Source organism: Chitinivorax sp. B (genome assembly GCF_005503445.1).
Lineage (GTDB): Bacteria > Pseudomonadota > Gammaproteobacteria > Burkholderiales > SCOH01 > Chitinivorax.
The window spans coordinates 1-17,385 of sequence record NZ_SCOH01000037.1; the positions used below are offsets into that span (position 1 = coordinate 1).

Genomic DNA, 17,385 nt, shown 5'->3' on the forward strand with positions numbered 1-17,385 from the left:
CTACCCTATCCGCCTCGCCAACTTGCCTGGCGGATCCCAGCGGGTTTGCTGGCTTTTTTTGATGAGCGCGGGGACAGGTCAGATATTGCCGACGTGATCGGCATGAAAGAATAGTCAATCTAATCAATTATATCATGTCAAATGCGCATGTAATATCATCGAATCCCCTAGTCCGCTCCCCGTCGTTCTAACTCAACCCCTACCTGTAATCCGCCACCTAAGTTGGTGTCCGGGATCATTAGACCACTACAGAATCGGTCGAGATTGAAATGGTCGCGCGGCTTTGCATGATATGTGGCTATGCTTGACCAGTACTGGGATGGCTTGGTGCCAGAGCTTGGTAAAAAAAGCCCGCAACTGTGATTAAGTTGCGGGCAACGGATCGGATGGATTGACCAACCTAAAAACCTAAACTCAGCGCTAAATCCTGATCTTTGCGTGGATCAAAGCCTGTTTGTGGTGGCAGGCGAAGCCAAGTGGCCGGGAAGTTGTCAAAGTCGGGGCGGGTGTGAGTGGGCGCCGCAACAAAAACAGGTAGGTGGCGCAACCCCTTGGCTGCCAAAAAATCATTGATCCATTTAGGCAGTACACTGGCCCAATTGCCTGGCAAGGGGCGGGTGTGGACATGAGCCCATTCCCCTTTTTGCAGGACAACCAGTGACAGGCTGTCTGGCTCCAGCGCGACAAACAGCGCATCATTGGCAATCTTGGCCTGCAATTTGTTGAAAATGGCAACTGCCATGGGTGTCAGATTGATATTGGGGATGTTGCAATCTTCACCATAGCGTTCGATGGCACGCATCAAGCGGTTGTCCACTGCACTGACCACGCGATTGCGGCCATGTTGAGCGGGTGACATGGTCAGGGACCAGCTATTGGCCGCTTCCCCATGGCGCAATGACAACATGGCATGGGCATAGGCACGGGCTTCTTGGTCAGACAAAATGCGCCCTTGCCAGGGCAAGACCGCGTACTTAACCCAGGATGCAGACACCAGCACATCCAGTGATTCAGTTCCCGCACCGAAGCGGTCATGCCACCCCACCAGCTCATCGAACTGGGGAGCACCGTTGACGGTGCAAAGTGGCAAGCGATTGTGTTGCAGGCAACGCCGTCTGATGGCGCTGACTCGCGTCATTTCCAGTTTGCCGGAAAGAATGGAGAGTGTCAGACGATCTCGTAAGAGCCCAAACATATGCTCACTCCTCTGTGCTGCAGTTTACTTTTCTTGTTGGCCTGTTTTTGATAGGCCTTGTTCAGTGAGGCAGTCTATTAAATGGGGCGTTACTGAAGCGTTACTGCATGTAACGGAAAATATCTGAAAACGATGCCATTTAAGTTCTTATGCGGTCAGCTGTCCGTTTCAAGCCAGTGTCAACAAGCAAGAATGTGTAACTGCTGTAATAAAATGCATCACCATTATTTCGGCCTTTGGTAATATGGTCCCCGCAAAACAAATGACAACGTGCTTCTGCATGACATTAGAATGCAGTGCAGGGCAAAATGACGGATCAGGGTACAGGTGCGGACAACATGCAATTCGATCAGGACGTGATTTTCACGTTGAATCTCTATGGCGTGCCGTGTCTTTTCACCCATCAAACTGAAATACGGCTGGAACGCAAAGATGCTGGCATGGTCGCGTACCTTGCTTTTGAGCAGACCGCCAGCCGCGCAAAACTTGCCAGTCTGTTCTGGCCGGACACTGATGCGGAAAAAGCCCGGCGCAATTTGCGGCAGCGTTTGCTGCGTCTTCGCCGTCTGGTGGGGTTGCCATTGATCGATGGCGACCAGATCCTGTCGCTGCATGCCCAGATTCAATCCAATACCGCCATTCAGACAACTGAAACCGATCAACATGGTCTGTTAAGCGCATTTCAGTATGAAGACCTGCCTGAATTTCAGGCTTGGCTGGATCGCATTCGTGTGCAGCTGGGTATGCAGGCCCAGCTGGGCATTAAGCGCCAAATGCAGCAGGCAGAAGCTGCCATGGCATTGGAAGAAGCCATTGCGGCTGCTTACCAATTGTTGGCGCTGGATGCGGTTGATGAGGATGCCTATCGTTGTCTGATCAAGTGTCATTACCTGAAAGGGGACCGTGCTGCGGCGCTGGATGCTTATCGCCATTGCCAACTGGTATTGGCCAAGGAATTAGGGGTGGCGCCTTCTGAAGAAACGGAATTCCTGCGCAAGCAATTGCAGGAAAAAGTACTGGCTGCTGCAACCGCTTCTCCTTTGCCCATGACCGTATTGCGACCACCACAGTTGGTGGGACGCCAAGTAGCATGGCAATGGTTGACCGAACAATGGCAATCCAAGCGAGTGAGTTTGATATCGGGCAAGGCGGGAGTAGGTAAAACCCGGCTGGCAGGTGAATTTTGTGAGCAGCAAACTGGCAAGGTACTGCGTATCGAAGGTCGTCCTGGTGATGTTGCCATCCCTTATCTGTTTTTGTCGCGGATGATGCGGGTCATGTTGCCGTTATTGGGTGACGAGCTGCCAACGGGTGTTCGTACAGAGCTGTCGCGGTTATTACCCGAGTTGGCTTCGTCTGCCCTGCCCATGCAGGAGGACGATCGCGCTTGTTTGATCAATGCAGTCGAGTTCGTGGTTCGGCAAATGCCTTCACGTCCGATCAGTGGGGTAATGATCGATGATCTGCACTATGCCGATCAGGCTAGTTTGGAGACGGTTTCTGCCGTTATTCCTGCCACCATCGCGCAAGGATTGCCATGGGTGATGACTTTTCGCGAGGAGGGCATGACCCCGCACTTGCAGCGACTGCAGGCTGACTTTCTACAAACGGAGTGGGGTGCAACCTTATCGCTGCTCCCCTTGAGCTTGGATCAAACCAGTAGTTTGATCGAATCGCTGGTTCTGCCGACGCTGGATCTGCATCCATTGACCAGTCAGTTGCATCACCGGGCTGGTGGCAATCCGATGATGCTGCTGGAGATCATTAAAGCAATCCTGCAGCAATGGGGTGGTAGTGGCGAGCTGCCGATGCAGTTGCCGATTCCGGACAATGTCAAAGCCATTTTCAAGTTGCGATTGGGTAGCCTCAGTTCACAGGCACTTGCCTTGGCGCGTTGTGCAGCAGTGGCCGGTGAATGCTTTTGTACCGAATTGGCCCAGGCTGTGTTGGGCGTCAGTCTGATGGATCTGATTTCTCCTTGGGCTGAGTTGGAGCAGGCGCAAATACTGGAAAACCAGGCACTGGTGCATGACACCCTGGCCGAAGCCACGTTGGCAGAGATACCAGGCGGTTTGCTTCAGCTTTTACACTTTGAAGTTGCCAGTTTTCTGGAACACCAAGAACCACCACCCGTGCATTTGCTGGTACGCCACTGGCAACAGGCTGGCAAGCCGGAAAAAGCGTTGCCGTTGATGCTGCAGGAAGCTGACACGGCGTGCAGGGCCGGGAAATGCCTTGAAGAAATCACTTGGCTGGAGTTGGCGCTGCCATTGTTGGAGGCAGATGATGGTACCAATCAGGTTTTCGATATTCGCTACCGCTTGTTTTGCCGTTATCGTTTGGCCCGGCCGCTGTACTTGCTGGTGGGGCAGGTTGAGGCAATGGCTGTTTTGGCTGAGGGTGAGGTGCAGTATGCCTGGTTGACCATTGCGCAATCCGAACTGGCCCTACTTGAAGGTGATGCGGATACGGCAAGAGAACTGGCAGATGAAGCACTTGAAACAGCGTATCGGCTTGATCACCATGGCTTGATCTTTGATGCAACCAAAGCATTGACCAAGGTATTACAACATCAGGAATGCTATGACTTGGCGCTGCAGGAAGTCGACAAGGTACAAGGCATGTTGCGTATCTCCGATCATGCGCTGAATATAGACAGCGCATTGCACTATGCCATCGCATTGCTCGATGCGGATCGCTGCACGGAATGCTTGCTCTATGTGCAACATGCGATGCGGATGGAGTCCGAGCAATCCCATCAGGGTAACCGATTCCAGCTGTCGCTGGTGGCTGGCCATGCGGAATTCACGATGGGGGATGTTGCCAAGGCATTACAGCATTTCCGCTATGCTGATACGCTTCATTCAACCCACATGCCAGCCCCGAATATCTGGCAGGGACGGTACTCGTGCTATGCCGATATCTTGCGGCAGGCTGGGCATTTTCAGCAGGCATTGGCCATTCTTGAATTGGCACGCGCCCGTCAGATAGAAGTAGGAAGCGACCGCCAAGCACTGGATTGCTATGCGCTGGCACAGTTGTATTGGCAGTTGGGTCAACCAGCCAAAGCCAAGCCGTTGATGGAGGAAAGTCTGCGTATCCATGGCAAGAGCCCTTGCGTTGAAGCCCAAGGGTGGATTTTGCAAGCCCGTTTGAGTCTGGCAACACAGCAGGTGCCGCGCGCAGACTTATTGCAGCAGGCATTGGATATTCTGCCAGAGTCGGGAAAACGTAACCTGCGCATCATGGCATTATTGGCGCTGGCAGAGATTCCAAATCGCCCAGCCGCCTATCAGGAAGCGCGCCAAGCCTGGAAGATGGCACATGGCCACGATCTGTGGGGATTGCAGGCAGCTAGCCTAGCTGCCATGGCACGTGAGGCACTGAAACTGGGGCGGCGTGAGGAGGCGACCATGCATGCGCTGTCTGCAGTTGCGCTGTTACTGAACTATGTGCCGGGTGATATCTACCCGATGACAGTATGGCGCGAGGTGTATGAGGTACTGCAATCCCAGGCATATCAGGCCGCCGCTGACACTGCACTGGAATATGCCTCACGTTGGCTGGCCCGCGTTGCGGCGTGTGATGTGCCACTGGAGTACCGGGATTCCTTTTTCAACCGCAATCCTGATAACAAGTTGTTTTTGCATCTGGCGCGTTTTAGACAGCCATCAATCATGTGATTCAGTCGGCCAGCAGCCCGGTTTCGAGGGCGGGGTACTGTAAAATCAGTTTCAATTCTCGTTTCAAGCGAATAGAGGATAGCCGACGGGATTCGTCCATGAACGACAGCATGGCCGGGGCCAATCTGATGGCTGCTTCGCTGCGGCTGATCCGTGGTGGGCGGGGCAGGCCTTTGGTATCAGCTATGCGATCAAAATAGTCCCCCATTTTCATCTGATCATCGTCTACTACGTTATAGATTCGCAGACTGGTTCCCCGACACAATGTGGCGATGGCTGCTCGGGCCAGGTCGTGAGCGTGGATATGATTGCTGTAGCCGTCTTCTGAAGGTGACAACGTAGGCGAACCAGCGCGGATACGCTCAATTGGCAGACGACTGGCGGCATAAATGCCCGGTACGCGTAACAGACTGACGATGGCACCGGTGCGCTTACCCCAGCTGCGTAACTGCTGTTCAGCATCTAAGCGTCGCCAGGCTCGATCTGTTGCAGGATTGGGCCTACGTGTCTCATTTGCCCAAGCACCACCGCAATCGCCATAGACGCCGCTGGTGCTGATGTAGATCAGTCGCTGTGGTAAGATTCCACGTTTTGTCAACGCGTTAAGCAGGTGTCGGGTGCGTGGGTCTTGCCGGCCAGATGCTGGTGGTGGGGCGAAGTGGAATACGATATCCGCCAGTCCGGTAATCCGGCCTAATGTAGCCGGCTGATCCAGATCGCCAAGTAAAGGCGTGATGCCATTCTGGCGTAACCAACTGGCCTTTTCGGCCTGTCGGATCAAGCCATAAAGACGAAACCGCCCGCTCAATAAGCGGGCTATGCGCAGCGCAATGTCGCCGCAGCCAATGAAGAGCACTCGTTGCATAGCGCAAGTCTATAACGAAAACCGGGCGAAGCGCTCGTCCGGAGTTGAAGGAATGAATCAAGATGTCATGTAAGGTGACCGTCAAGCCTAGCGGGCATGAGTTTATCGTCAACGAGGGTGAAACCATCCTGGAGGCTGCGTTGCGCGAAAGCATCATGTTGCCCTATGGCTGCCGTAACGGCGCATGTGGTGCCTGCAAAGGCAAGGTGTTGGAAGGTACGGTGACTCATTCTGCCTATGCCGAAGCAACTTTGAGCAACGATGAGCGTGTCAAAGGTATTGCCCTGTTCTGCTGCGCCAAGCCGCAAGGCGACGTGGTGATCGAATCCAAAGAGATTGGTGCCGCCAAGGATATCCAGATCAAAACGCTGCCGTGCCGTGTGGAAAAGATCGAGAAAATCTCGCACAACGTTGCGGTATTGTCATTGAAGTTGCCAGCCAACGAACGTTTGCAGTTCATGGCAGGTCAGTACATCGACATCATCATGAAGGATGGCAAGCGTCGCAGCTTCAGTATGGCCAATGCGCCCCATGACGATGCCTTTATCCAGTTACATATTCGCCACATGCCGGGTGGTACCTTTTCCGAGTATGTGTGGAACACGATGAAGCCCAAGGAGATCATGCGTTTCCAGGGCCCGCTGGGAAGCTTCTTCCTGCGTGAGGATTCTGATAAGCCGATCATTTTTGTAGCCAGCGGTACAGGTTTTGCACCAGTGAAGGGCATTGTCGAGCACGCCATCAGGCACAATATCCAGCGGCCTATGACACTTTACTGGGGGGCTTACAACAAGTCCGACATTTACATGTATGACCTGCCGGAACAATGGGCACGCGATTATCCTCACTTCAAGTTTGTGCCGGTTCTGTCTGACCCAGTACCGGCAGACAACTGGCATGGGCGTATTGGTTTTGTGCATGCAGCGGTGCTGGATGATGTCACTGATTTCAGTAATTATCAGGTCTACGCCTGCGGTGCCCCAGTGATGGTGGAGGCTGCACACCGGGGCTTTACTGAGAAAGGCTTGCCGGAGGATGAGTTCTATTCCGATGCCTTCTTCCTGTCAAAGGATCTGAAACCAACCGGTGCATGATGTACTGGGGCTGATGGATGTAACGGCCGGGCAACCGGCCTTTTTCTATTTGGCTGTGGCGGACCTCTTGAACGGATTGCTTTCTGGCGCTTCTTCATGCTGAATCAGTTTCAGCATGGGTTTGACGAACTGATTGAGCAATGGTTGGCGATGTCGCAGCCACATCCGAATTGGTTCAGGTTGGCAGCCTAATCGGGCTTTGGGTTCCAGAGCAGTACGGCCGAACGAGATTTGTTTGCAGCCAAAGGCAATGGATTGGGCGATGGCAGCGTGCAGTAGCCGTAAATAGATTGGTAAACCCTCGGCTGCTGCATCTCGGTCAAAGCCAATATGGTAGGCATAGGCCATTTCGCCGTCTTTTAGTGTGGCGATGAAGCCCAGTAATTTCCCGTCGCGCTTGATCACGGTGAAAATCACCCGCTCTGTCCCAGTGGCCGCCAGTGAAGGCCAGTATTCTGGGCGCAATGTGAATGGACGAAGGCTGGCATTGCCGTGCACTTGTAGATAGAGTGCCTGGATTCGGTTGGCATGGTTGGCGACATCTGTCAGGGTTTCGACCGTGCAGCCCGATTTGTCGATGGGTTCCAGCACCTGGTTCTTCACTGCACTACGGTATTTGGACACCATGCTGCCCAGGTAGTCGGCGTGGCTCTTCCAGGCTGGGTCTAGCGTCAGCAACATGTTTGGCTCGGTCTCAATGGCACCATAACTTAGCTTGCCCAAGGCCTTACTTTGCAAATACGCTTCGTTCGGCATGTCTTTCACCAACACGATATTGGTTTGTCCGGCGATTTTTTCCGCACGCCGTACACGGTAGAGTGCTTCGGCAATGGCTGGCCAGATATCCGTAGGGTCCACGTCTTCTGCAAATGCTGCTGCGTGCATGCCATACGTCAGCAAATTGCCGCAGACCAGAACCCGCTGAGTGACTGACTGTTCCAACTTGCGCTTGCCTTTCAGCAAGGCACTGAAACCGGGCACGATAGTGTCGTCACCGGCTTCCCGCAATTGTGCCAAACTGATTTTGACAATCTGCATGCATACCGCCGCCACCGGGCCTTCATCGTCGTAAATCAGCGCGTACTTGGGCTCCAGATTGTCCGGGCCCACCTGTTCCAGCAACGTCAGGTACTCAGTCGAAAAGAAATAGCTGTCGTCCGTGGTAATGGCCGCCCAAGCTGCCTGGTTCAGTTGGGCGATTCGATCCGCGAGGGCAATGTGAAATGTCGTAGGCTTGCGCAGGCGGCGATGTTCGGCAATTCGTCGGGTGAGCTTGCTGGTGAGTCTTCGCATGGACTGCCTCTCGGTTCGGGTAAACGCGGCTAATATATGTTGGTGGTAAGTCGGCGTTGAATCGCGCGTCACCAAGGTAATCGTGGAATGTATCGACGATGTCGGGTCTGGACAACAAAAAAGCCGGTGTAAACCGGCTTGGTTACAACGGCGGGCAAGTGCAAATCGTGTCACAAGGCACCCTGATCATTATTCGCAACTTGGGTGCTTATTGCTTTTCGGACGGCTGATTTTTGGCCGGTTCTGGCTTGGGCAAGTAAAGTGGCCCTTTGAAACCACAGGCAGACAGAAGAGCCAACAAAGTCAGGGTGCAAATCAGGCGCATGATAATGGGTGTTTATGGCAGAATCGAAATCTTAGCAGAATTTCCCACCATGATGACCGGGCCGAACCAACTGGTCGCGATTGCAATGTTGAACCCCGTGTCAGTCAATCTGTTGATCCTTTCCTGTGCTATGTGGACTGAATACCATGAATGAATCCGATTTTCTTGATGCGGCTGAAGCCGTTTTCGATCGTATTGAAGCAGCCATCGATCGCAGTGGGCTCGATATTGAGTGCAATCTGAATGAGTCAGTAATGGAGCTTGAGTTTGATGACGGCACCAAGATCATCATTAATCGTCACACGCCCAACCGCGAACTGTGGATTGCTGCCAAAAGTGGTGGTTTTCATTATGCCTGGCGTGATGATACATGGCGCAATACGCGTGATGGCAGTGAGTTTTTCGCGAGCCTTGGGCATTTGATCAGTCAATATGCCGGCGAGTCGTTTCAATTTTGATGTTTGACTGGGCACTGCTGGGATTGTTTGCCTCAGCCTTCCTGTCGGCGACGGTGTTGCCTGGCAATTCGGAGCTGGCATTGCTGGCATATTTGAAATTCGTACCGCAGCAAGTGGTGTTGGCAGTTACTGTGGCCACTGCCGGCAATACGTTAGGCGGGCTGAGTTCCTATTGGTTGGGTCGATTTGCCCCGCCGCCTGCAGAGGGTAAATCGCTGTCATGGCTGCGTCGCTATGGTGCTACTGCTTTGTTATTGTCCTGGGTGCCAGTCGTAGGAGATGCCCTGTGTATAGGTGCCGGCTGGCTGCGACTAAAGGCGTTTCCAGTGGCCATGATGTTGCTGATTGGTAAGGCTGTACGATATGTTGCGATTGCATATGCGATAATGTGAAATCCCTGTCAACCGTATTGTTTTTCTGAAATTTTTTTCAAAGAAAACGATCGATTCCGGTAAAATTAACCCCTTTCCTTGTGCTTTGCAGCAATCGTCAGACCCACACATGAACGCTAGACTGCGCGAAATTCCGTATAACTACACCTCTTTTTCCGACCGAGAAATTGTCATTCGCCTGTTGGGTGAATCAGCATGGCAGCAACTGGACCACCTGCGTGCCGAACGCAAGACCGGCCGATCTGCCCGCATGTTGTTCGAAGTGTTGGGCGATATCTGGGTGGTGCAGCGTAACCCTTACCTGCAGGACGATTTGCTGGAAAATCCCAGGCGACTGGTTGCATTGGTTGAAGCCATGCGCCATCGCATCGGCGAGATCGAAAAACGGCGGCAGGGTAATCCGCAGGTTGGTGCATTGTTGAAGGCGGCAGATGAAGCTGTCGGCCGTTTCCATATGTGGTTCGCGGAGATCAAAACCCTGCGGGCCAGCATTCTCAAGCGCATGGATCACATTACTCGCCGCGACAATATCCTTTTCGATGGCTTGGCGCGGGTGTCACATGTAACGGATGCCACGGACTGGCGTGTCGAATATCCATTCGTGGTGCTGAGCCCAGATACCGAAGATGAAATTGCATCGCTGGTGAAAGCCTGTATCGAACTGGGGCTGACCATCATCCCACGTGGTGGCGGTACGGGATACACGGGTGGCGCAGTGCCGCTGACCCCCTTCTCGGCAGTGATCAACACAGAAAAACTCGACCACCACAATGGTGCCGAATATATCGAGCTGCCTGGCCTGGAAGGCAAACGCGCCACCATTCAATGTGGTGCGGGTGTCGTCACTGCCAGGGTTAGCGAAGCTGCATCTGCCAATGGGCTGGTGTTTGCAGTCGATCCTACTTCGGCAGAAGCATCCTGTATTGGCGGGAACGTTGCCATGAATGCGGGCGGCAAAAAGGCCGTGTTGTGGGGAACTGCGCTGGATAACCTAGCCTCTTGGCGTATGGTTGATCCGAGTGGAAACTGGGTGTTTGTCGAGCGCTTGGCACACAACTTCGGCAAGATTCACGATGTGGAATTGGCACGTTTCCGCGTCACTCGCTTTAAAGAAGATGGCAAGACCAAGCTGAGCGAGGAAATGCTTGAGATTCCCGGTCGCCAGTTCCGCAAGGTTGGCCTCGGGAAAGATGTAACTGATAAGTTCTTGGCGGGTTTGCCCGGGGTGCAGAAGGAAGGGACCGACGGCATTATTACGTCGGCGCGCTTCGTGCTGCACAAGATGCCGGCACATACGCGTACAGTCTGTCTGGAGTTCTTCGGCGAGGTGTCGCGTGCTACACCAGCAATCGTCGAAATCAAGCATTACCTAGATGCCCACCCGCAGGTTCAATTAGCGGGGCTGGAGCATCTGGACTGGCGCTATGTCCGTGCGGTGGGTTATGCCACCAAGGCCAAATCTCGTGGTCGGCCAAAAATGGTGCTGATTGCCGACATCGTTTCTGATGACGAAGGTGCTGTGGGCGAAGCTGCTTCGCAAGTGGTCAAACTGGCCAATGCCCGTGCGGGTGAAGGATTTATTGCGGTCAGTCCCGAAGCACGTAAGAAGTTCTGGCTTGATCGTGCTCGTACAGCGGCAATTGCCAAGCACACCAATGCGTTCAAAATCAATGAAGATGTGGTGATCCCACTTGATCGGTTAGGTGACTATTCGGACGGTATCGAGCGGATCAACATCGAATTGTCGACTGCGAACAAGTTGAAGTTGCTGGACCAGCTCTCGGCTTTCTTCAGCGGTGATTTGCCTGTTGATGATGGTGACGCGGGGGTAGTAGGACATGACGAATTGATTGGTGATCGTCGTGATGCCGCGTTGAGGCTAATTGCCAGTGTTCGCGAGCGGTGGCAATGGATTGCCGAAAATCTCGATTCTGCGTTTGAGATGTATACCACCGGCTATCCCAATGCCACATTGGAGCGCGAACTATCCGGTGACGAAATGCCGCAGAGCGTATTCCACGCCATGCGCGACATGATCTTGCGCGTATCCTGGAAACGTGAACTGCTGGCCGACCTGGAGGCGATATTCTCTGGCAAGACGGATGAGACCATTCGTAACAAGCTGCACAAAATTCATGGCAAGGTACTGCGTGGCCGGGTGTTTGTGGCACTCCATATGCATGCTGGTGATGGCAATGTGCATACCAACTTACCGGTTAACTCGGATGACTATGAGATGCTGCAGACGGCGCATCATGCCGTGGCGCGCATCATGGTACTGGCACGTAGTTTGAACGGCGTGATTTCGGGTGAGCATGGCATTGGCATCACCAAGCTGGAATTCCTGACGGAAGACGAATTGCGCCCGTTTGTCGAATACAAACGGCGTATCGATCCGGAAGGTCGTTTCAATAAAGGCAAGCTATTGCCAGGTGCCGATTTACGTAATGCCTATACTCCGTCGTTCGAGCTGCTGGGGGTGGAGTCGCTGATTCTGGCACAGTCCGACATCGGCAAGATCGCTGATTCAGTGAAGGATTGTCTACGCTGTGGCAAATGCAAACCGGTGTGTAACACCCACATTCCACGAGCCAATCTGTTATATAGCCCACGTAACAAGATTCTGGGTGTCGGTTTGCTGACCGAAGCCTTCCTGTATGAAGAGCAGACCCGGCGTGGTGTATCGCTGAAGCATTTTGACGAACTGTCGGATGTCGCGGACCACTGTACGGTATGTCACAAGTGCGTCAATCCCTGTCCGGTGAAAATCGATTTTGGCGACGTGTCGGTCGCCATGCGCAACTTCTTGCGTCGAACCGGCAACAAGAAATTCAACCCAGGTGCGGCAGCAGCCATGGCATTCCTGAATGCCAAAGACCCGGCGACCATCAAGTTCATTCGCAAGGGCATGATTGAATGGGGTTTCAAAGCGCAGCGTGCTGGTTACAAGCTACTGGGTCATTTGGCCAAGCCACAGCTGGCTGCGCCACCTTCCACTGTAGGTAAGTCGGAGGTGAAGGCTCAGGTGATCCATTTTATCAACAAGCCGATGCCGGGGAAGCTGCCCAAAAAGACTTCCCGTGCTCTGCTGGATATTGAAGATGCCAGCATCGTGCCAGTGATTCGGGATCCGCAAAAAGCCAGCGATGACCAGGATGCAGTGTTCTATTTCCCAGGTTGTGGCTCGGAGCGTCTGTTCAGTCAGGTCGGGTTGGCTACACAGGCCATGCTTTACCATATTGGTACGACGACCGTCTTGCCCCCAGGCTACCTTTGCTGTGGCTATCCACAGACGGCAGGTGGTAACGAAGACAAGGGTCAAGCCATCACGACTGAGAACCGGGTACTGTTTCACCGTGTTGCCAATACGTTGAATTACTTGGATATCAAGACCGTTATCGTATCATGTGGTACCTGTATGGATCAGCTCGCCAAGTATCAGTTCGAGCAGATCTTCCCGGGCTGTCGCCTGCTGGATATTCACGAATATCTGCTGGAAAAGGGTGTGAAGCTGGAAGGGGTGAAAGGGATGAAGTATATGTATCACGATCCTTGCCATTCGCCAATGAAGACGTATCAACCGCTGAAAGTGGTCAATGAGTTGATGGGTGACAAGGTGGCGTTGACGGAACGCTGCTGTGGCGAATCAGGTACTTTGGCAGCGACTCGACCAGATATTTCGACCCAGGTTCGTTTCCGTAAACAGGAAGAATTGGAAAAGGGTGCACAGCGTATTCGCAACGAAACACCGGAAGCTCAAGTAAAGGTGCTGACATCCTGTCCGGCCTGTTTACAGGGGTTGAGCCGTTATCACGACGATATCGGCGCTGATGCCGATTACATTGTGGTGGAAATGGCAAAGGCCATTCTGGGTGAGGACTGGATGCCAAATTACATTGAAAAGGCCCGTCACGGCGGAATCGAGCGGGTATTGCTGTAAGCAGACACGATGTCATATAGCATTCAAAGCCAGTATGGATCAGGTTTCGATATGATCCATACTGGCTTTGCTGTATGTGTTTCTGCAACATTCTATCACTTTGAACGGCAACTTCTCTGCACATGCCAAGTGTGATCCGCTCCCTGCCTGTTTGGGTAACTGTCGTGACGATTGCAGGCTTGGCACTGGGTTTCAGTTTGCCTACGACACGTATCGACTTTTTTGCCTTTTACCCGGCCATTGGCTGGCGGAATGATTGGTGGCGATGGTTGACAGCCAGCTTGGTGCATCTGAACACCTGGCATCTACTGGCCAATCTCGCTGGTTTATTGGTGTGTGGGTGGGTGGCTGCGGCACGCGGGATAAACTGGGCTTTTCCGCTGATGTTGATTGCGATAGCGCTGTCGGTATTGCTAGGTTTGGGTTGGGGATTTCCTGGTGTTGAGTGGTACGTAGGGTTATCTGGTGCCTTGTACGGTGTGTTTGCCTGGCTGGCGCTGGAGTACGTGATCTGTCCAACCCAGCTTGGGCAACGTGGGGTGGGGTTGCTATTACTGGTCGGAGGGTTGGTAAAGGTAGGGTGGGATATGCACCAGCCAGCCACGACAGTCGGCTGGTTGCATATCGTACCCATACCAGCAGCACATTTGTGTGGATATGCGGCTGGTATTGGGTTGGGCCTGTTGGTCTATTCCTGGCGTCGTGGTCGATAAGTACCGGCTGCCAGTCCCGCTAAACCGATCAGTGCTAACCAGTCCATTGAGCCTCCTCCACCGCTACTGCCGGATGATGGCGAGGTGATGGTGACTTGGGTGGTGGTGGTGCGTTGCTCCCCAGCACTATCTGTAATCTGCAGTGATACGGTTACAGTGCCTGGCCCTGTAGCTCTAAAGGAGGTCGTCTGGTTGTCGTCACTGGTCAGTGCCGTCACAACACCGCCGCCATTGACCAATAGCCATTTGTATGAGGCTACATTTCGTCCGCTAGCGACCGAACTACCCGTGGATTCCAAGGTGATGGTCTCACCGGCTGTGCCCGTTGTTGGGCTGACAACGCGCACTTGTGGAGCCAGAGCAGCCGTGACTGATCCTTTTGCATCCAGCATGCCCGCACCACAAGTTGTGGTGGTGCAGTTGCATTGTCCAGCATTGGGCTGACCAGACGAGACAACTGTGGGGCAACTGGGAAGCACTGGATCTTGTGGAAAGGCACGTGCAGCTGACTTGATACGTTGAATGATGTCATCCGTACCCAGTCCTGGGTGGGCACCCAACATCAACGCGGCAACACCTGCAACTTGTGGTGCAGCAAAGCTGGTACCAACTGATGCTTCATTCTGGTTGAAGGTGTAACTGCTGTTCTTGGGGCCTTCAGTGCCATCGTTCGAAGTACTGCTGATCGGGTACAAGCAAGGCCCGCCAGTGGTGTTCACACAGTTGCCGCCTGGCGCAGAGATGCCCACTTCGGGGCCGATACTACCAAATCCCACTTTGGCACCGTTATGGCGCAGGCCACCAACCGCCAGTACACCTGGACAATTACCAGGTGAATCGACTGGTCCTGATTCGTTACCTGAAACTGATACGACCAATACGCCTCTGGCACTCAGTTGCTTGACGGCATCCTGATAGGCAGCACTACAACTGTCCTGGCCACCTAGGCTGAGATTGAGCACCTTGGCCGGATTTGGGTTGGTTGGTACACCGGCGACGGAAATACCCCCTGCCCACAGCATGCCCGCGATAATGTCATCATCGTAGCCGCCGCATTTACCCAATACCCGTACAGGTAATAGGCGGGCACCCCAATTGACACCTGCAACCCCCATTGCGTTGTTGGTGCTGGCACCGACAATGCCAGCCACTTTTGTGCCATGCCATGAACTAGGGGTTTCCTTCTTGATGGGACAAGATTGAAAGAATGGATTGGCCAGGTCTGCCAACGTTATGTTGTCCCCTGGGTCCGATGCATCGCTGTCCCGGCCATCCCCATCGTTCGCAACCAGCGCTGTCGAAATGAAGTCATAGCCCGGCAACAATCGTGCGGACAGATCAGGGTGCTCAAAACGGATACCCGTATCAAGCACTGCAACCACGATGTTGGCGTTGCCGGTCGTGATGTCCCAGGCTCCCGTTGCATTGATTGCAGCCAGCTCAGTGGATTGCAGGTACCATTGTGAGTTAAAGAACGTATCGCTTGGTATCGCTTTGGGGTACTTGCGTTCGCTGGGGACTGCATATTCCACATCGCCTTGTGCCGCAAAGCGCGCGGCCAGCGTGGCTGATGAAACACCGGCTGCGCGTATCACCTGTAGCTGTGGTGCCAAGTCAACTGTTGCGATCTGGTTGGTACCGGCGATCTGGGCGAATTTGGTTTGTTTGTCAGTGGCGGACTGTGCCATTTTCAACAGGGTCGATGTCGATTTGAATTTGACAATCACGCGGCCTTCTGAAGAGGAGGCGTTATCAGCGGCGTAAAGCGGTGTGTTCACCGGTAGAAGGCAACAGAGCCCGGCTAAAAAGGTAAACGCTGATTTCATGGAATCGGGTTTCCGTACTAAGGTCAAAGGGCAGCGGCGCCATTCCAGAACGGCCAGTAAAAATCGCATCGTGGTCGTCGTAGTGTGACCATAGCAGATGGGTTTTTCTAGCCGCTTTGTATCTGCGGCGGCGCAGGGACATGTATTTTAACGATAGCATGTCTGTTTGCGTATTGTCGGAACGACAAAGTCATATTCGTTGAAGGCGGGAAAACGCCCGCAGCTGGACGTGATCTCGGGTAAAATATTCGAATGTAATATTTTCTGGTGCAGTACATCGTACTGGAAACATAACTAAATCAACAAGGATCAGGTATGTCATTACGCATCATCACCACTGGCGGCACTATCGACAAAATCTACTTCGATGCCAAGAGCAGCTATGAAATCGGCGACCCGATGGTCAGCGCGATTCTGGCTGAAGGCCTGGTGACCGTGCCGCACACCGTGCAATCCATCTTGAGGAAAGACAGCCTTGAGCTGACCGATGACGACCGCCAACTGATTTACGATACGGTGGTTGCCGCGCCTGAGCGCTACATTGTGATCACGCACGGTACCGATACCATGCCGGTGACCGCAGCCAAATTGAAAGCGATCCCCGGTAAGACGATCGTCTTGACTGGGGCTATGTCACCTGCTCGTTTTCGTGAAACCGACTCCATCTTCAACATTGGATGTGCGGTCGCTGCGGCACAAGCATTGCCAGTGGGTGTCTATATCACTATGAATGGTCGTATTTTTGAGGCGGGCAAAGTACGCAAGAATCTTGAGCTGGGGCGTTTCGAGGCAACGGAGTAAGCCATGTTGCTGAACCAGGTCACGATTGGTACGGAAAATGTACCGGTCTTGTTGCAGTTTTACCAAAAATTGGGTTTTCAAATCATTGTCGATAACGCTCCACGTTACGTGCGTATGTTGTGCCCGGACGGCGATGCAACCTTATCGCTGGAGCACGAGACTGCAGCGCGGCCTGGCAGTATCACGCTGTATTTTGAATGCTTGGTACTGGATGCATTGGTGGCTCATTTGCAGGCTGAGCATATTGCATTTGATCATGGTCCGGTTGACCAAACTTGGTTGTGGCGGGAAGCACGACTGCGCGATCCGGATGGTAACCGGCTATGCTTGTTTCAAGCTGGTGAAAATCGTATCAATCCACCGTGGCGTGTGAAGGAATCCTGATGGCTTGTGAGTTATGTGAACAACCTGGCGGTGAACTGCTGTGGCAGGATGAGCGTTGTCGGGTAGTCCGGGTGGCTGATGCCGACTATCCCGGTTTTTGTCGGGTCATTTGGTCAGCTCATGTCAAGGAAATGACGGATTTGCCGATTGTTGACCAACAACATTTGATGCGGATCGTGCTATTGGTCGAACAGGCAGTACGAGATGTGTTGACGCCAGAGAAAATCAATCTGGCCAGTCTGGGTAATATGACGCCTCATCTACACTGGCATGTCATTCCACGGTTTGCGGATGATCGCCATTTTCCCAGTCCTGTCTGGGCGCCGCCAGTCAGGGAGCATGCACCGTGCAGCTTACCAACAGGTTGGCAACAGGCATTGCGTGATGCACTATTGCATTACCTGAATTAACCCATT

General features: G+C 53.3%; 14 protein-coding genes. 9 read left to right on the forward strand and 5 right to left on the reverse strand.

All coding sequences use genetic code 11. The features are described 5' to 3' along the window. Window positions 1–400 precede the first annotated feature (400 nt). Window positions 401–1,195, reverse strand: a complete 795-nt coding sequence (locus FFS57_RS18975; RefSeq protein ID WP_137939392.1) for a hypothetical protein — start codon at window positions 1,193–1,195, stop codon at window positions 401–403. A gap of 338 nt (window positions 1,196–1,533) precedes the next feature. Here FFS57_RS18975 and FFS57_RS18980 point away from each other — a divergent pair, with 338 nt between their 5' ends. Continuing rightward, window positions 1,534–4,878, forward strand: a complete 3,345-nt coding sequence (locus tag FFS57_RS18980; protein ID WP_171014070.1) for an ATP-binding protein — start codon at window positions 1,534–1,536, stop codon at window positions 4,876–4,878. Between the two features lies 1 nt (window position 4,879). On the opposite strand, the gene FFS57_RS18985 is transcribed toward FFS57_RS18980, so the two are convergent. Beyond that, window positions 4,880–5,743: an SDR family oxidoreductase gene (locus tag FFS57_RS18985; protein WP_137939394.1), complete on the reverse strand. Its 864-nt coding sequence runs from the start codon at window positions 5,741–5,743 to the stop codon at window positions 4,880–4,882. A 62-nt stretch (window positions 5,744–5,805) separates the two neighbouring features. On the opposite strand from FFS57_RS18985, the gene FFS57_RS18990 reads away from it, so the two are divergent. Further along, entirely contained in the window at window positions 5,806–6,837 is a 1,032-nt protein-coding gene (locus tag FFS57_RS18990; protein WP_137939395.1) for a CDP-6-deoxy-delta-3,4-glucoseen reductase, read from the forward strand. Window positions 6,838–6,882: 45 nt separating this feature from the next. On the opposite strand, the gene FFS57_RS18995 is transcribed toward FFS57_RS18990, so the two are convergent. Continuing rightward, window positions 6,883–8,130, reverse strand: coding sequence for a GNAT family N-acetyltransferase (locus tag FFS57_RS18995; RefSeq protein WP_137939396.1), 1,248 nt, complete (start codon window positions 8,128–8,130; stop codon window positions 6,883–6,885). A 208-nt stretch (window positions 8,131–8,338) separates the two neighbouring features. Further along, window positions 8,339–8,455, reverse strand: a complete 117-nt coding sequence (lptM, locus tag FFS57_RS19000; protein WP_137939397.1) for an LPS translocon maturation chaperone LptM — start codon at window positions 8,453–8,455, stop codon at window positions 8,339–8,341. 146 nt (window positions 8,456–8,601) lie between these two features. Here lptM and cyaY point away from each other — a divergent pair, with 146 nt between their 5' ends. The 4 genes from cyaY (at window position 8,602) to rrtA (ending at window position 13,958) form a co-directional block, all read left to right on the forward strand. Next, a complete protein-coding gene (gene cyaY, locus FFS57_RS19005; RefSeq protein ID WP_137939398.1) occupies window positions 8,602–8,913 on the forward strand; it encodes an iron donor protein CyaY in 312 nt (103 codons plus the stop codon). Continuing rightward, a complete protein-coding gene (locus FFS57_RS19010) occupies window positions 8,913–9,305 on the forward strand; it encodes a YqaA family protein (protein WP_137939399.1) in 393 nt (130 codons plus the stop codon). The genes cyaY and FFS57_RS19010 overlap by 1 nt, the downstream gene beginning before the upstream one ends. A gap of 109 nt (window positions 9,306–9,414) precedes the next feature. Next, complete coding sequence (locus tag FFS57_RS19015) at window positions 9,415–13,245, forward strand: DUF3683 domain-containing protein (RefSeq protein ID WP_137939400.1); 3,831 nt, start codon at window positions 9,415–9,417, stop codon at window positions 13,243–13,245. Between the two features lie 122 nt (window positions 13,246–13,367). Then, entirely contained in the window at window positions 13,368–13,958 is a 591-nt protein-coding gene (gene rrtA / locus FFS57_RS19020) for a rhombosortase (RefSeq protein ID WP_137939401.1), read from the forward strand. Here the strand turns inward: rrtA and FFS57_RS19025 are convergent. Beyond that, window positions 13,934–15,784 (reverse strand): S8 family serine peptidase, encoded by a 1,851-nt coding sequence (locus FFS57_RS19025; RefSeq protein WP_171014071.1) that lies wholly within the window; start codon window positions 15,782–15,784, stop codon window positions 13,934–13,936. The genes rrtA and FFS57_RS19025 overlap by 25 nt on opposite strands. A 315-nt stretch (window positions 15,785–16,099) precedes the next feature. On the opposite strand from FFS57_RS19025, the gene FFS57_RS19030 reads away from it, so the two are divergent. Genes FFS57_RS19030 through FFS57_RS19040 form a run of 3 tightly spaced genes read left to right on the forward strand, consistent with a single transcriptional unit; the run spans window position 16,100 to window position 17,379 of the window. Further along, entirely contained in the window at window positions 16,100–16,585 is a 486-nt protein-coding gene (locus FFS57_RS19030; RefSeq protein ID WP_137939403.1) for an asparaginase domain-containing protein, read from the forward strand. Window positions 16,586–16,588: 3 nt separating this feature from the next. Then, entirely contained in the window at window positions 16,589–16,969 is a 381-nt protein-coding gene (locus tag FFS57_RS19035) for a VOC family protein (RefSeq protein WP_137939404.1), read from the forward strand. Continuing rightward, a complete protein-coding gene (locus FFS57_RS19040) occupies window positions 16,969–17,379 on the forward strand; it encodes an HIT family protein (RefSeq protein ID WP_137939405.1) in 411 nt (136 codons plus the stop codon). Before FFS57_RS19035 ends, FFS57_RS19040 begins: the two co-directional genes overlap by 1 nt. The last annotated feature ends 6 nt before the right edge of the window (window positions 17,380–17,385 follow it).

What these genes read in the sequence shown, in the direction of transcription:
- FFS57_RS18975 (WP_137939392.1), bottom strand. Translation starts at nt 1,195, where the DNA reads ATGTTTGGGCTCTTACGAGATCGTCTGACACTCTCCATTCTTTCCGGC.
- FFS57_RS18980 (WP_171014070.1), top strand. Translation starts at nt 1,534, where the DNA reads ATGCAATTCGATCAGGACGTGATTTTCACGTTGAATCTCTATGGCGTG.
- FFS57_RS18985 (WP_137939394.1), bottom strand. Translation starts at nt 5,743, where the DNA reads ATGCAACGAGTGCTCTTCATTGGCTGCGGCGACATTGCGCTGCGCATA.
- FFS57_RS18990 (WP_137939395.1), top strand. Translation starts at nt 5,806, where the DNA reads ATGTCATGTAAGGTGACCGTCAAGCCTAGCGGGCATGAGTTTATCGTC.
- FFS57_RS18995 (WP_137939396.1), bottom strand. Translation starts at nt 8,130, where the DNA reads ATGCGAAGACTCACCAGCAAGCTCACCCGACGAATTGCCGAACATCGC.
- lptM (WP_137939397.1), bottom strand. Translation starts at nt 8,455, where the DNA reads ATGCGCCTGATTTGCACCCTGACTTTGTTGGCTCTTCTGTCTGCCTGT.
- cyaY (WP_137939398.1), top strand. Translation starts at nt 8,602, where the DNA reads ATGAATGAATCCGATTTTCTTGATGCGGCTGAAGCCGTTTTCGATCGT.
- FFS57_RS19010 (WP_137939399.1), top strand. Translation starts at nt 8,913, where the DNA reads ATGTTTGACTGGGCACTGCTGGGATTGTTTGCCTCAGCCTTCCTGTCG.
- FFS57_RS19015 (WP_137939400.1), top strand. Translation starts at nt 9,415, where the DNA reads ATGAACGCTAGACTGCGCGAAATTCCGTATAACTACACCTCTTTTTCC.
- rrtA (WP_137939401.1), top strand. Translation starts at nt 13,368, where the DNA reads ATGCCAAGTGTGATCCGCTCCCTGCCTGTTTGGGTAACTGTCGTGACG.
- FFS57_RS19025 (WP_171014071.1), bottom strand. Translation starts at nt 15,784, where the DNA reads ATGAAATCAGCGTTTACCTTTTTAGCCGGGCTCTGTTGCCTTCTACCG.
- FFS57_RS19030 (WP_137939403.1), top strand. Translation starts at nt 16,100, where the DNA reads ATGTCATTACGCATCATCACCACTGGCGGCACTATCGACAAAATCTAC.
- FFS57_RS19035 (WP_137939404.1), top strand. Translation starts at nt 16,589, where the DNA reads ATGTTGCTGAACCAGGTCACGATTGGTACGGAAAATGTACCGGTCTTG.
- FFS57_RS19040 (WP_137939405.1), top strand. Translation starts at nt 16,969, where the DNA reads ATGGCTTGTGAGTTATGTGAACAACCTGGCGGTGAACTGCTGTGGCAG.